Genomic DNA, 14,505 nt, shown 5'->3' with positions numbered 1-14,505 from the left:
GGGAGCTATTCCGGATCCTCAAGCCGGGCGGGACCGCCGTCGTCACGACGCCCAACATCCTGAACCTGAACAGCCGCCTGAAGGCCTTTGCGACCGGTTTCCCCGTGCTGTGCGACCCGCTGCCCATCTCGAGCGACAATCCTCAGGACAGCCACGTCCACCCCGTCTCCTACTACTACCTCGCCTACATCCTCCGGAAAGCGGGATTCCGGGAAGTGCGGATGCACACGGACAAGCACAAGCGCAGCGCGATGGCGCTGGCGTGCCTCCTCTACCCCGCCGTGAAGCTGCTGGAGATCCCCGTCTTCCGCCGGATGGAGCGAAAGAACGCGGCCGTGTTCGACGAGAACCGCCCTATCCTCTCCGCCATCAACGATGCGCCCATGCTCCTGGGCCGCACGCTGATCGTCGAGGCCGTGAAGTAGGTCACCGGCTCCCGGCGTGGTCCCGCGCCACCAGCATGTAGATGGACGGGACGACGAACAGCGTGAACAGGGTCCCGACGAACATCCCGCCGACCAGCACCAGCCCGATGGAGTTCCGCGCGGCCGCCCCCGCTCCCGAGACCAGCGTCAGCGGGAAATGCCCCGCGATGGTCGCAGCGCTGGTCATCAGGATCGGGCGCAGGCGGATCAGGGCCGCCTGGCGCACCGCGGCCTGCTTCGACTCCCCCTGGAGCTGCAGTTTGTTCGCGAACTCCACGATCAGGATGCCGTTCTTCGAGACCAGCCCGACCAGCGTCACCAGCCCGACCTGCGAGTAGATGTTCAGGGTGGTGGTCCATCCGCTCGTCCAGAACGGGACGTTCGGATCGGGGATCTTCAGGAACGTGAAGAGGAGCGCCCCGAAAACAGCCAGCGGCACCGATCCCGCCAGGATGACGAAGGGGTCGCGGAAGCTGTTGAACTGGGCCGCCAGCACCAGGAAGATCAGGAGGATGGCCAGGTTGAAGGCGGGCAGGAACTTCGCCCCCTCCGTGCGGAGCTGGCGCGATTCGCCGGTGTAGTCGATGACGTACCCCCTGGGCAGGATCTTTCCCGCCTCGTCCTCCAGGAAGCGCAGCGCCTCGTCCAGCGGCCGGACGGCCACTCCGCTGATCTTGACGGCGTTCAACTGCTGGAACCGGTTCAGCGAGCGGGGGACGACCGAATCGCGCAGGTCGGCGATGGTGCTCAGCGGGATCAGCCCGCCGTTCGGGCCGGTGACGTGCACGTCCCGAAGCTGCGACGGATTGAGGCGGCCGATCCGCTGGATCTGCGGAATGACCTTGTAGCTGCGCCCGGAGATGTCGAACCGGTTCACGAAGTCGCCGCCGACCAGCCCGGCCAGGTCCCCCGCGACCGCCTCCAGGTTGAGCCCCAGCGACGCCACCTTGTCCCGGTCGATCACGAATTCGGTCTGCGGCTGGTCGACCTTGACGTCGATCAGCGGCGGGAACGCGAACATCCCGCTCCCGATGGCCTTCTCGCGAAGCCGCTCGGCGAACTCGAGGATCTGCCCGGTTTCCGCCGTCGACGCGAGGATGAACTCGACGGGGAAATCGCCGCCTCCCGGCAGGGCGGGAGGGGTCGTCGGGAAGATCCGGATGCCGGGGATCTTCTGCAGCTTCTCCTGGACGCTCGGCAGGATCTTGAAGATGTCGCGCTCCCGTTGATCCCACGGCTTGACGACCATCCCGCCGAATCCGAAGCTCGGAAAGGTCACCTGGAAGGTGTATTCCGTTTCCGGCTCGCTCATGAAGACCCGGTTAACCTCGGCGGCGAAGAGGCTGTTCTGGTCCAGGGTGGATTCGGCGGACGCGTCGAGGATGCCGAAGATGACGCCCTGGTCCTCCATCGGCGCCAGCTCCTTGGCCGACATGAGGAACATCGGCGCCCCCGCGAGGGAGACGGCGATCCACACCGTGTACACCGCCGGCCGCGCAGCGAGCGTCCTGTCGAGCAGGCGGCCATATACGCTCTTCAGCCGCTCGAAATCGCGCGAGATCCGGCGGGCCAGACCGTGCTCCTCCACGTCCGGCTTCAGCAGCCGGGCCGACATGAGCGGGGAGAGGGTGAGCGCGACGATCCCGGAGATGGCGACCGTTCCCGCCAGGGTGAAGGCGAACTCCCGGAAGAGCGACCCGGTCAGCCCCCCCTGGATGCCGATCGGCAGGTACACCGTCGCAAGCGTGACGGTCATGGCGATGACCGGTCCGACCAGCTCGCGGGCCCCGGTCAGCGCCGCGTCCAGCGGCGTCATCCCCCCCCGGATGTGGCGCTCCGCGTTCTCCAGCACGACGATGGCGTCGTCGACGACAAGGCCGACCGAAAGGACGATGGCCAGCAGGGTGAGCAGGTTCAGGGTGAACCCGAAGGCCTGCATCAGGAACACGCCGCCGACCAGCGACAGCGGGATCGCGATGGCCGGGACCAGCACCGCGCGGAAGGAGCCGATGAACAGGAAGATGACGATCATGACGATCGCCAGCGTGTCGCCGAGCGTCTTGAGCACCTCGCGGATGGCGCTCGAGATGTAGTCGGTGGCGTCGTAGGCCACGCGGGCGTCCATCCCGGTCGGCAGCTCCTCCCGGATCGATTCCATCTCCCTCCGCACCAGCTTGATGACGTCGAGCGCGTTGGCGTTCGGAAGCGGCCAGATCCCCATGAACACCGCGGTCTGCCCGGAGAATCGGACCTCGGTGTCGTAATCCTCCGCCCCCAGCGCCACGTCTGCGATGTCGTCGAGCCGGACCACCACCCCGTTCCGCTCCCGCACCACCAGCCGCCGGAACTCGCCGGCCGTCTCGAGGTTGGTGTCGGCGGTGAGGTTGACCTGGATGTACTCCCCCTTGCTCCGGCCGAGGGCGGCCAGGAAGTTGTTCGCCGCCAGGGCTCGTCGTACCTGCGCCGGGCTGATGCCGAGCGCCGCCATCCGGTCGGGCTTGAGCCAGATGCGCATGGCGAAGGTGCGCGCGCCGAGGATGTCCGCTCGCTGCACGCCCCGCAGGGCGGACAGGCGCGGCTGGACGACGCGCGTGAGGTAGTCGGTGATCTCGTTCTGCTGGAGGATGCCGGAGCTGAAACTGAGGTACGCCGACGCGAACCGGCTGTCCGCGGACTCGATGTTGATGGTCGGGACCTCCGCCTCCGGGGGAAGGTCCCTCCGCACCTGGTCCACCTTGGAGCCGATCTCCGCCAGCGCCTTGGTGGAATCGTAATTGAGGCGCAGGCGCACGGTGATCGTGGAGAGGCCGAGGGCGCTCTGCGATTCCATGTACTCGATGCCGTCCGCCGCGGCGATGGCGCGCTCCAGCGGCGTCGTGACGAACCCGCGCACCAGGTCCGCGCTCGCCCCGACGTACACCGTGGTCACGGTCACCGTCGCGTTCTCGCTGCGGGGGTACTGGCGGACGTTCACCGTCCGCATGGCCTGGATCCCGGCGATGACGATCAGCAGGTTGACCACGATCGCCAGGACTGGGCGGCGGATGAACAGGTCGGTGAACTTCATCGGTCACCCGTCCGGCGGCCGGGGAGCGATCCGGAATCTGGGGGCGAGGCGGTTGTCGACCGTCACCGCCTGGCCGTTGCGCAGCTTGAACACTCCGGTGCTGACGACGGCTTCCCCTTTCTTCAACCCCTCCGTGACGGCTACGAAGTCGCCCCGCTTCTCGCCGAGCCGCACGAAGAGCTGGCGGGCCGCCTTTCCGCCCTTCCCGTCCCCGGCATCCTCGACGACGAAGACCGAGTCGCCGTAAGGCGCATGGAGGACGGAAGTGGCCGGAAGCACCACGACCTTCTCCCGGGCGGGAAGGACCACCCGGGCCGTCACGTACATCCCCGGCCGCAGCGCCTCCCCCGGGTTCTCCAGCGTCGCCTGCACCCGAACGTTGCGCGTTTCCGCGTCCACCAGCGGGTTGACCGTCGTGATGCGGCCGGAAATCTCCCGGCCCGGAAGCGCGTCGCTGGAGACCCGGACCGGGAGGCCGGCGCGCAGCCGGCCCAGCTCCTGCTGGGGAAGGGCGAAGTCGACGTAAATGGGATCGAGAGTCTGCAGCGTGACGACCGGGTCGCCCTCCCTCAGGAACTGGCCGAGGTTCGCCTGACGGATGCCGATACGGCCGGCGAAGGGCGCGCGGATCGCCTTCTTCGCGATGGTCGCGCGGAGGGAGTTCGCCTGGGCCACCGCCTGCCGGTGGGCCGCCTCCGCGGCATCGTAGTCCGCCCGCGAGATGATGTTGCGCTCCAGCATCTCGATGTCGCGCGCGAGGTCGGACAGCGTCTTCTTCTCCTGCGCCTCGGCGCCGGGAAGCTGCGCCTCCTCCACGCTGGTATCCTGCCGCACCAGCAGGTCTCCCTTTTTCGCCCTGCCTCCCGATTCGAACGCGATCTCCACGACCTTCCCGGCGGTCTCGGCGGCCACCGTGACCCCCTGCACCGCGACAAGCGATCCCACCGCCGAGAGCGAGACCTCCCAGGATTCCTCCGCCGCCGCGGCGACGGTCACCGTCTCCGGGGGAGGGACCATCTTTTTCCCCTGCTCCACCATTGCCCGGATCTGGAGGATCTTGACGGCGGCCAGCGCGGCGAGAACGAACGCCAGCCCGAGAACGGATGCCAGGATGCGTTTCTTCATTTCGGGAACGTCCCCTCTTCGCGATTCCACCATCCGCCCCCGAGCGCCTGGAAGAGCCCGGCGGTGTCCGCGAACCGCGCCGCCTGCGCCTGGACCAGCAGCATCCGGGCGAGGTGATACTGCCGCTGCGCGTTGAGCAGCGAGAAATAGCTGGCCGCGCCGATATGGAACTGCGCCTTCGCGATCTCCAGCGACTCGCGCGCGGCCGCCTCCGCCTCCGACTGCGCCTTGAGCGTCATCGCGTCGTATTCCAGCGCCCGAAGAACGTCCGCCACCTCCCGGAACGCCTGCAGCACCGTCTCCCGGTACAGCGCCGCCGACTCGTCGAAGCCGGCGATCGCGGCGCGGCGGATCGCCGCCAGCTCGCCGCCGCGGAAGACGGGCTGCAGGAGGCCCGCCCCCAGCCCCCAGACGGCGGTACCGGGACGGAACAGGTCGCCTGCCCGCGTTGCCTCCGTACCGTACCGTGCGGAAAGCGTGACTCGCGGATAGAGGTCCGCCGTGGCGACGCCGACCGACGCGCTCGCCGCGTGCAGCAGCTCCTCCGCGGAGCGGATGTCGGGACGCTGCCGCGCCAGCGAGGAAGGAAGGCTGACGGGAAGCTCCCCGGGCAGGCGCAGCCCTTCCAGGGAGAACTCCGGCATCTCCGCCGCGTCGCCCGGGAGCCTGCCGGCGAGGACCGCAAGCAGATGCCGCGTCTGCTCGAGCCGCTTCCCGATGGAGGGGAGATTCGCCCGCGACTGCGCCAGGAGCGCCCGCTGGGCGAGCACGTCCGCGCGCGTCGCCCCGCCCAGCTCGAACTTCTTTTCGATCATCGCAAGGTACTCTTCCTCGATGGCGACGACCTCCCGCGTCGCGTTGAGCTGGCCGCGCAGCGACGCCTCCCGGACCGCCGCGGTCACGATATTGGAGGCGAGCGTGAGGTACGCCCCCTCGAGCCGGTACCTCCGGTATCCCACCTGCGCCTGCAGCGCCTCCAGCTCGCGCCGCGTCCCGCCGAACAGGTCGAGCGCGTACGACAGGTCGACCGATGCGTTATAGAGGGTGAAGGGGTTGGGGCGGGCTCCCGCCTGTCCGAAGGACGCCCCCGAGATCCGCTGCCGGGACCCCGATGCGGAGGCGTCGACATCGGGAAGCAGGTCGCCCGACCGGGCGCGCCGGATCTCCTGCGCCCGCCGCAGCGACGCCTCTGCCGCGTCCAGCGTCGGGTTGTTCGCGAACGCCTCCCGGATCCACCGGTCCAGCGCCTCGGAGCCGAACCGCTCCCACCAGCGGAATGGGACCTCGCCGCCCGGGATGAACCTCTGAACGGCGCCGCCGGTCCCTGCCGCGCCGGCCGTCTCCAGGAGATGCGCACTCCCCGTATAGGAAGAAGCGGCGGGAGCGTCCGGCTTCCGGAAATCCGGGCCGACGGCGCACCCGCCGATAAGCATCCCCACGGCGACCGCCGACGAGACCGCCGCCCATCCGTTATATGCATGAAGCCGGCCCAAGGTATGCGATTCCTCCACAAGTATCCCTTGGGATGCTTCCCGCCGGATCCGGGATGCCGGGTCAGACCCAGTATTCCGGGTATTTCCTCGAATCGGGGAGGTTGTTGAACAGAAGCGCCACTGCAAGCAGCACCAGCGCTCCCGCCCCGACGGGCAGCAGCGCGTAGGAATAACCCAGCGCGTGGATCTTCGGCCCGCCGATCACGGCGATCAGCGACGTCGCCCCTGCGGGCGGATGCAGCGTCCTGGTGGCGTGCATGGCCGCGATGGCGGTCCCCACGGCCACGCCGGCGGCCAGCCACATCCATGGGGCGAGCAGCTTGAAGACGGTCACGCCCACGAGGGCCGAGAGGACGTGCCCGCCGACCAGGTTCCTCGGCTGCGCCAGCGGGCTCTTGATGGCCCCGAAGATCAGCACCGCCGAGGCGCCGAAGGACGCGATGATCAGGAGGCGCCCCGTCCCCGCCACGAAGCGGTCGTTCAAAAACGCCACCGCGGCGATCCCGGCGATCCCCCCCAGCCAGGACAGCAGGATCTCCCGCGAGGAAACCCGCGGAGGACTCTGCGTGTTCCCCTTCATCTTGCGGAGGTAGCTCAGGAGCATTTCGTCAGCTTCATCATCGCGTTCACGATATCGTCCCGGGCGAGGATCCCGATGAGGCGGCCCTCCGCGTCCGTCACGGGCAGGCGGTTCACCCGGCGGCCCGCCAGCAGGTCGGCCATCTCCGCGAGCGTCGTCTCTGCGGCGACCGTCACGGCCGGGGAGGTCATGATCTCCCGGGCGGCCATTCCCCGGACCCTCAGGCACATGCATCCGTTCGCCCGCAGGCATCCGGTCATGAGGGTCATGATGCTTCCTTCCCTTCCGCCCAGCGCCCGCCGCATCACGTCCTTTTCGGAGATGATCCCGAGGACCTTCCCCTGCGGATCGACGACGGGCACGCCGGAGACGCCCGCCGCGCTCATGGTCCCGACGACCTCATCCAGGGAATCCCCGGGTCGCACCGCGGTGACGGACCGGGTCATGATGTCGCGCGCCTTCACCGACCGGGTGAACCGCTCGACCGCGAGGCGAAACGCGACCCCGTACATCTCCTTGAAATCGCCCGGAGTGATGTCGATGTAAGACGAAAGGGATTTCATGGCCTCCATGACGTCGGCGTCGGTGAGCCCCGGCACGGGCATCCCGTTTCCGCTCAACCTCGGCTTCTTTTCCATGCGGGGGAGGATACCAGCAACGATCCGCGATGTCGAACGGAAACGCCCGACGGGGAATAACTAAAGAGTTTCGATGAACTTCCGATATATGTCGACAGGGAGCATATCTCGTGCCGGGGAAAGGTACCGCCATGAAACTGACGCTTTCGAAAAAGATGTACGGCCTGGTCGGGATCATGTCGCTCATCATGATCGTCGGCACGGCCGGAGCCGTCCTGTCGGTCCGGTGGCTTCTGGGCCACTACGAGACGCTGGTCCGCGTCGACGTCGCGCGGTACTCCGCCTCCATGGAGTCGGAGGTCGCGCTGGCCAAGGCCGTTTTGGCCACCAAGAATTACATGACCCGGATGGATTCGGAAAGCTCCAAGGCGTTCACCGAAGAAATGGGCAAGCTGAAAGAGCAGATCAAGGGGTACGCGAAACTCGCCAAGACCCGGGAAGAGCGCGAGATCCTCAAGAAAGTCGAGGCGGAGCTGGGCCCCTACGAGCAGAAGGGGAAGGAGATGCTGGAGGCGACGATGTCCGGCAAGGACCCCATGGCGGTCGACTCCCTGTACTCCAACATCGAAGTCCCGCTCTTCAAGGTGCTGCGCGAGATGGGGCAGTCCACCCTGAACACGCAGAACAGAAACTTCGAAAAAGACGCCACCATGGCGAAAAGCGGACAGTGGCTGCTCGTCGTCGGCCTCCTCATCGGGATCGGCATGGCGTGGGCGGTCGCGGCGCTCACGATCCGGAAGATCCTCAAATCGGTCTTCTCCCTGAGCGAGGTCACCGTAAAGGCGTCGGAGGGCGACTTGAGTCAGGACGTTCCGGTGCTGACCGACGACGAGGTGGGGCGGATGGCGCAGGGGTTCAACAGGATGATGGGGGACCTGCGCAGGATCGCCGGCGAGATCAAGGGGATGACGAACACGCTGGCGAGCAGCTCGGAGCAGGTCTCCGCGACGACGGAAGTGCTGGCAAAGGGCGCCAAGGACCAGAGCCATCAGACGGAGCAGACGGCGGCGGCGATCACGGAAGTCTCGCAGACGGTGATGGACGTGGCCAAGAACGCGGCGGAGGCGTCGAACTCGTCGAAGGAGATGAGCCGGATCGCGGAAGAAGGCCGCAAGAAGGTGGAGGACACCGTGGCGGGGATGCACGGCATCGCCGGGACGGTGAAGGAGTCGGCGAACACGGTGGGCGAGCTGGGGAAGGCGAGCAAGGAGATCGGGGCGATCATCAACACGATCAACGACATCGCGGACCAGACGAACCTTCTGGCCTTGAACGCGGCGATCGAGGCGGCGCGGGCGGGCGAGTCGGGGCGTGGGTTCGCGGTGGTGGCCGACGAGGTGCGCAAGCTGGCGGAGCGCACGGGGAAGGCGACCAAGGAGATCGCGGCGATGATCGAGAAGATCCAGGAGGAGACGGCGCTGTCGGTGTCGGGAATGCAGACGGGGATCGTGGAGGTGGAGAAGGGGGTCGCGCTGGCGGAGGAGGCGCGGTCGGCGCTGGAGCGGATCGTGGCGGCCTCGGCGGTGTCCACGGACATGATCCAGCGGATCGCGACCGCGGCCGAGGAGCAGTCCGCCGCCACCGAGCAGATGTCCTCCAACATGGAGGGGATCGCCGACATCACGCGGCAGACCGAGTCGTCGATCGAGCAGATCCGCGTGACCGTCGCCGACCTCTCCCGCATGGCCGCCCAGCTCAACGACTCGGCGAGCTGGTTCCGGACCTGACAAGACCCGCCGGGGTCTCTCCCCTCATGGAGAGGCCCCGGTTTCTCAGCCGGCCGGTCTCGTAAGGATCTTCATCCCGTCCGTCAGCCCCCCGTCGAGGTCGAGGGAAAATCCGTTCCCGTCCTCCACGCGCAGCTCTCCCCGCTCCGCGGCATCGTAAAGCGCCTGATCGCGGGCGATCAGAGCGTGCCGGACCCGCATCCCCCGGTAGAGGGTCTCCGGCTTCCCGTTCACGAACACCTGCACGCGGTCTCCCATCCGGGGCCTCCGTTTACGGAACTATCGTGATCCGCCCCTCCACCCGGGGGCTCACCGGCGAACGGGCCCGGAGGTACTCGAGGACGGCGTCCCTGAAGTTGCCTCCGTCCGCCGGGTCGGCGCCTTCCCGGAACGCGTCGAACCGGTCGCCGCCGGAGGCGAGGAAATCGTGCAGGGCGACCCGGTAGCGCTTTGCGGGATCCAGCGGCTCCCCCCCGATGCGGACCTCCGACACCCGGCTTCCCGCGGGCCTGGACAGGTCGATCCTCATCCGGACCCCCGACACCTGGAGCATTCCGCTGTCCAGGGCGGCGCTCTTCTCCAGCGCCGACAGGATCCTCTCCCCCGTGAGCCCTACGGTCAGCAGCGTATTCTCGAAAGGAAGAATGGTGTACATCTGCTCCAGGGTGATATCCCCCTTCGGCAGGTCCGCCCGGATCCCGCCCGCGTTCATGAACGCAACGTCCGCGCCCGTCGCCTCCCGCATCGCGTCGGCGATCATGTTTCCAACGTTCGATTCCCGCCGGTAGTCGCGAACAAGGTCCACGGCGGACGCGCCGACCGCCTTATGGAACTCCGCCGCAAGCCGGGCCTGGTAGCCGCCGGCGATGCGCGCGATCTCCGGGTCGGCCGGCGCGGCGGTCGGGGAGACCGGAAGGAGCCCGCTCCCCGCCTCCCGGTAGGACACCTTGCGGTCCCGCGGATCCACATCGAGCCGTACGATCCCCAGGTACATCCCGTGGGATCCTGCCTGGGCCACCACGGTCCCGCCGACCCGGACGGGAGTCGTCACCGCGGTGTGGGAATGGCCGCCGACGATCGCGTCGATGCCGGGAACGGCTTCCGCCAGCCTCCGGTCCTCGTCGAACCCGAGGTGGGAAAGCACGACGACGATATCCGCCCCTTCCGACCGCAGCCGCCGCAGGAGCCCGGGCAGAGCGGCGGCCGGGTCGAGGAACGTCAGTCCCTCCACGTTTTCCCGCTTGGTGGTGTACGGCGTTTCGGGAGTGGAGACACCGACGACGGCGATCCGGATCCCCTTCCTTTCCAGGATGACGTACGGCAGGACACCGGGAAGGGTGCGCCCCGCGTTGTCGACGGCCGTCGCGGACAGGAACGGGAACGCGGCCTTGGCGGCGAGTCCCTTCAGGACGTCCCGCCCCCAGTCGAACTCGTGATTCCCGAGCGCCATGGCGTCGAAGGAAAGCGCGTTCATGATCTCGACGACCGGCGCCCCCCGGAACAGGTTGGAGACCGGGGTCCCCTGGAACATGTCGCCCGCGGAAAGGAGGACGGTTCCCTCCGGATTCTTCTCCCGCTCCAGCCGGATGCGCCCCGCGAGCAGCGCCGCGCCGCCCGTCGGAGCCTCTTCGCCGCCACCCTTCGGCGGGACCGGCAGCAGCCTGCCGTGAAAATCGTTTACGTGCAGCAGCGTGATGCGGACGGACGCGCCTTCGAGGGAGAAACCGGCCTGCGCGATAAAGAAAAGGAGCAGCGCGGCCAGGAAGGCGGCCGGGCGCTTCATGAGATCCCGCCGCAGGCCGCGCCTGGATCCAGCGCATCCCTGACCGCCCGGACGAGCCGGCTCCGGTTGAACGGCTTGGTGAGGAAATGGGCCCCTTTTTCCAGAATGCCCCGGTTCACGAAGAGGTCCTGCGAATACCCCGACATGAAAAGGACCGCGATCCCCGGCCGCTCCGCCTCCGCGATCTCCGCCAGCTCGCGGCCGTTCATCCCGGGCATCACCACGTCCGTCAGCAGGAGATCGAAGAGTCGGTCCTCGTCTCTCAGGAGGGAGAGCGCCTCGAAGGGGGATTCCGCCGCGACGACCGTCAGGCCGGTCTCCTCCAGCATCCGTGTCGCCAGGCCGCGAACCGCCGCCTGGTCCTCCACCAGGAGGACCGTTCCGGACAGCGACTCCTCCCGCCATTCCGTCGTCTCTTCCGCCGCCGGATCCGCGAGGTCGCATTCCGCAAGCCGGGGGATGCGGATCCGGAACGTCGTCCCGGTTCCCTGCTCGCTCACGGCTTCGATCCGTCCGCCGTTCTGCCGCACGATCCCGTACACCGTGGATAGTCCGAGACCGGTGCCTTTCCCGATTTCCTTCGTCGTGAAGAACGGCTCGAAGATGTGCGACAGCGTATCCGGGTCCATTCCGAATCCCGTGTCCGTCACCTCGAGGAGGACGTAATCCTCCTGCGTCCGGACGGCGCCGGAGCGCTCCTTTCCGTCGAGCCGCTCGTTGGACGTGGCGATCGTCAGATGGCCGCCGTTCGGCATGGCGTCCCGCGCGTTCAGGGCGAGGTTGACGAGCACCTGGCCGAACTGCGCGGGATCGATCCGTACGTTCCAGAGGCCGGCCGCGGGACGGATGCGCAGGCGGATGTCCTCGCCGATCAGGTGGAGCAGCGTCTTCTGCATCTCGTCCAGCAGCTCGTTCAGGTTCACCGTCCCGGGCGCGATGACCTGCTTCCGGGAAAACGCGAGAAGCTGGCTGGTGACGTCCCGGGAATGCCCCCCCGCCTTCTCGATCTCCGTCAGGTACTTCAGCAGGGGATCGTCCCCGGCGAGCCGCTTTCTCATCAGTTCCGCGTAGCCCAATATGATGGTGAGCATGTTGTTGAAGTCGTGCGCGATCCCGCCGGCGAGGCGCCCGATGGATTCCATCTTCTGCGCCTGGCGAAGCTGCTCCTCCAGCGCCTCCCTTTCAATCTCCGCCTGCTTCCGTTCGGAGATGTCCCGCACGAGGGAGCAGTTGAAGTCCTCGTCCTCGAAGTGGATCCGGTTCACCGCCGCCTCGACGGGGATGTCCCGCCCGTCCCGGGTCCGCTGGACCGTCTCGACGAGCCACCTCCCCTGCTTCCGGACGTTGCTCCAGTATTCCTCGAACGTGTCCTTCGTGAACCGCGGGTTGATGTCGAACAGCGTCATCCGGAGCAGCTCGTCCCGGTCGTATCCGAGGAAGCGGCATGCCGCGTCGTTGACGTACATCAGCGCCCCGTCGGACCCGATCCAGTACACCGGATCCCAGATCCCGTCGATCACGCAGAGAGCGCGCCGCAAGGATCGCTCCGCCTGCATCTGCGCGGAAATGTCCTGCAGGAAGGCAAGGACGGACTCGCCGCCGGCGAACGTGACGTGATGGGCGACCACCTGGACGGGAAATTCGTAGCCGTCCCTTCGGCGGTGACGGCGCACGAACCGCGAGGCGCCGTCGACCCGAAACTCCACGAAGTAGCCGGGCCACTCATCGGCCCGCAGGTCCGGATCGAGGTCGAACACCCGAAGGGCGCGGAACTCCTCCTCGGAGTACCCGTAGGTTTCGCAGGCGCACGGATTGGCGCAGAGGATCTCCCCTTCCGGGCCGATCCGGATGACGGAGATGCGCTCGAAACCGGAAAGAGCCCTCGTGAGTTCCCCCATACCCTCCCCCCATCGATGAAGACAGTATTTCCCAACGCCGTCCCTTGTTCAACCGTTTCGGGCGGCGCATTAGCAATGGTGGGAAGGCGCGGCACGGCGCCGCGGGGAATATAAAAAAACGGCGGGGATGGTGCCCGCCTCCCCGCCTTCACTTCGCCGAAACAGCTTCCGTCAGGTTACTTCTTGCCGCCGCATCCGCAGGTCTTGCACATGATGTCGCCCCCCGTTTCGCCGTAATATTCCTTCTACGCATGTACGATGCGGACGACGGAAGCCGGTTTCACTCCGCGGCGTTTTTCTTCTTCAGCAGCTCCGCCATGTCCTTCTGGCCGTTCCGCAGCGCCACTCCCAGGGGCGTCATGCCCGCTCCTCCCGCCGCGGGGACGTCCGCCCCCTTTTTCCGGATCAGCGCGGCGATATCCTTGTGGCACTTTCCTGCACCACCCGTCACCCGCAGCCCCGCGCGCCCACCGTCTGCCCGCGCGTTGACGTTGGCGCCGCCGTCGATGAGAACCTTCGCGGCGTTCGTATGGCCCCAGGCCGCGGCGACGTGGAGGGGGGTCCATCCGTTGCCCGCTCTCGAATCGACCGCTGCCCCGCTTCCGACAAGGAGCGCGGCGACGTTCGCATGGTCCCCGTTCGCCGCGAGATGCAGCGGCGTCATTCCGTTCGCGTCCTTCGCGTCGACCTCCGCCCCCTTCGCCAGGAGCAGCTCGGCAATGTCACGATGGCCCCACATCGCCGCCTCGTGTAGAGGCGTCGCATCGCCATCGGATCGGGCGTTGACGTCCGCGCCGCCGGAGAGAAGGGCGCGGATCCTCTCGATCCTCCCGGCGCCTGCGGCCTCGTGGATCGGGTCCGCGAAAGCGGCCGTTCCGGCCAGGAGGAAACACAGGGCCGCCGCCGTAGCCCGGCGCCTCACCCGGGGCGCCCGACGCGCAGGGGGCGCACCTTCCTCGGGATGTTCACGCCCTTCAGCCCGTCGAGAAATCTGCGCCTTTCCGGGCACCGTGCCCCGAATCTCTTCGCATCCAGCCTGCAGAACGCCCAGGATTCGGCGAAATCCTCGTACTCGTTTTTCGGCTCCCCGGCCGGTTCCTCCTTTCGGATCCTTTCCCATTCCGATTTTCTCCGCGGATCGAGGAAGGAACTGTAAGGGTTATGGATGTTCATCCCGAAGGAATAGTGCCGCAGCCATCTCCCTCGCTCCTCCGTTCCATCCGGCAGCCCTGCCTGTTCCGGAGGGTACCGCAGATGGATGGCGACCCGGACCTTCTTCCCGCAGAGCACGAGGTATCCCGGGGCGTCCCGTCCCTCCACGATCAGCCGGACCGCGGGATTGCGTCTCAGGCACCTCCCCTCGGTCCTCCGCAGGTCCGGATCCGCCTTCAGCAGAAGGCAGACCAGCGCCTCCCTGCCGAAGACCAGGAGCTTCCTTCCGGGATCCGTGCCGTCCGTGTGATGGCACTCCAGGCAGGCGTTCTTTTCGATCAGCTCCCTGGCAAGCTCCTTCCTTTTCTGCTCATCCTCCCTCGGGCACACCCAGACGGACAGCCGGTTCTTCTCGTCCCTGTAAAAATACCGGGTCCCGACGGAAAGTCCGCGGCCGCACGAAGGGCAAACGATCCTGTTGAACTCGCCGGAGAGGATGGCGTCCCTCAACTCCGGATCGTGCTCGGCGAGAACATACTCGAATATCTCCTTCGTGAAGGCAGCCCCGCAGCCGCACCGGATGTCGTACGTCGTCTTCAATGCCATGGCGCCCCTCG

Annotated in this window: 12 protein-coding genes; 2 read left to right on the top strand and 10 right to left on the bottom strand. The window is 67.3% G+C overall.

What is annotated here, in order from left to right; translation table 11 throughout:
* The coding region (locus AB1346_00205) for an SAM-dependent methyltransferase (GenBank protein ID MEW6718855.1) at positions 1-425 on the top strand (425 nt) is incomplete at its 5' end.
* Position 426: 1 nt separating this feature from the next.
* On the opposite strand, the gene AB1346_00200 is transcribed toward AB1346_00205, so the two are convergent.
* From AB1346_00200 to AB1346_00180, 5 genes are all read right to left on the bottom strand, one after another.
* Positions 427-3,492, bottom strand: coding sequence for an efflux RND transporter permease subunit (locus tag AB1346_00200; GenBank protein ID MEW6718854.1), 3,066 nt, complete (start codon positions 3,490-3,492; stop codon positions 427-429).
* A 3-nt stretch (positions 3,493-3,495) separates the two neighbouring features.
* Positions 3,496-4,617, bottom strand: coding sequence for an efflux RND transporter periplasmic adaptor subunit (locus AB1346_00195; protein MEW6718853.1), 1,122 nt, complete (start codon positions 4,615-4,617; stop codon positions 3,496-3,498).
* Positions 4,614-6,110, bottom strand: coding sequence for an efflux transporter outer membrane subunit (locus tag AB1346_00190; protein ID MEW6718852.1), 1,497 nt, complete (start codon positions 6,108-6,110; stop codon positions 4,614-4,616). The genes AB1346_00195 and AB1346_00190 overlap by 4 nt, the downstream gene beginning before the upstream one ends.
* Before the next feature lie 61 nt (positions 6,111-6,171).
* The gene (locus AB1346_00185; protein ID MEW6718851.1) at positions 6,172-6,708 is read right to left on the bottom strand and encodes an HPP family protein; all 537 of its coding nucleotides are present in this window, start codon (positions 6,706-6,708) and stop codon (positions 6,172-6,174) included.
* Positions 6,705-7,328, bottom strand: a complete 624-nt coding sequence (locus tag AB1346_00180) for a CBS domain-containing protein (GenBank protein MEW6718850.1) — start codon at positions 7,326-7,328, stop codon at positions 6,705-6,707. Before AB1346_00180 ends, AB1346_00185 begins: the two co-directional genes overlap by 4 nt.
* A gap of 131 nt (positions 7,329-7,459) precedes the next feature.
* On the opposite strand from AB1346_00180, the gene AB1346_00175 reads away from it, so the two are divergent.
* Positions 7,460-9,055 carry a methyl-accepting chemotaxis protein gene (locus AB1346_00175; protein ID MEW6718849.1) on the top strand — a complete coding sequence of 532 codons (1,596 nt, stop codon included), beginning with the start codon at positions 7,460-7,462 and terminating at the stop codon, positions 9,053-9,055.
* A 45-nt stretch (positions 9,056-9,100) separates the two neighbouring features.
* Here the strand turns inward: AB1346_00175 and AB1346_00170 are convergent, their stop codons facing one another.
* The 5 genes from AB1346_00170 to AB1346_00150 form a co-directional block, all read right to left on the bottom strand.
* On the bottom strand, positions 9,101-9,313 hold the full coding sequence (locus AB1346_00170; GenBank protein MEW6718848.1) for a hypothetical protein: 213 nt from the start codon (positions 9,311-9,313) through the stop codon (positions 9,101-9,103).
* A 13-nt stretch (positions 9,314-9,326) separates the two neighbouring features.
* Entirely contained in the window at positions 9,327-10,838 is a 1,512-nt protein-coding gene (locus AB1346_00165) for a 5'-nucleotidase C-terminal domain-containing protein (protein MEW6718847.1), read from the bottom strand.
* Complete coding sequence (locus AB1346_00160; GenBank protein MEW6718846.1) at positions 10,835-12,736, bottom strand: PAS domain S-box protein; 1,902 nt, start codon at positions 12,734-12,736, stop codon at positions 10,835-10,837. Before AB1346_00160 ends, AB1346_00165 begins: the two co-directional genes overlap by 4 nt.
* 280 nt (positions 12,737-13,016) lie before the next feature.
* Complete coding sequence (locus AB1346_00155; protein ID MEW6718845.1) at positions 13,017-13,658, bottom strand: ankyrin repeat domain-containing protein; 642 nt, start codon at positions 13,656-13,658, stop codon at positions 13,017-13,019.
* Positions 13,655-14,505: CpXC domain-containing protein (locus AB1346_00150; protein MEW6718844.1), on the bottom strand; the 851-nt coding region annotated here is incomplete at its 5' end. The genes AB1346_00150 and AB1346_00155, both read right to left, overlap by 4 nt.

Source organism: Thermodesulfobacteriota bacterium (genome assembly GCA_040758155.1).
Lineage (GTDB): Bacteria > Desulfobacterota > Deferrimicrobia > Deferrimicrobiales > Deferrimicrobiaceae > UBA2219.
Note: the sequence above shows the minus strand (reverse complement) of the source record. Positions and strands in the feature narration are given on the sequence as shown.

Bases quoted from the DNA above. Each gene is read 5' to 3' on its own strand.
- AB1346_00160 (MEW6718846.1), bottom strand. From the start codon at position 12,736: ATGGGGGAACTCACGAGGGCTCTTTCCGGTTTCGAGCGCATCTCCGTC.
- AB1346_00195 (MEW6718853.1), bottom strand. From the start codon at position 4,617: ATGAAGAAACGCATCCTGGCATCCGTTCTCGGGCTGGCGTTCGTTCTC.
- AB1346_00200 (MEW6718854.1), bottom strand. From the start codon at position 3,492: ATGAAGTTCACCGACCTGTTCATCCGCCGCCCAGTCCTGGCGATCGTG.
- AB1346_00170 (MEW6718848.1), bottom strand. From the start codon at position 9,313: ATGGGAGACCGCGTGCAGGTGTTCGTGAACGGGAAGCCGGAGACCCTC.
- AB1346_00165 (MEW6718847.1), bottom strand. From the start codon at position 10,838: ATGAAGCGCCCGGCCGCCTTCCTGGCCGCGCTGCTCCTTTTCTTTATC.
- AB1346_00175 (MEW6718849.1), top strand. From the start codon at position 7,460: ATGAAACTGACGCTTTCGAAAAAGATGTACGGCCTGGTCGGGATCATG.
- AB1346_00180 (MEW6718850.1), bottom strand. From the start codon at position 7,328: ATGGAAAAGAAGCCGAGGTTGAGCGGAAACGGGATGCCCGTGCCGGGG.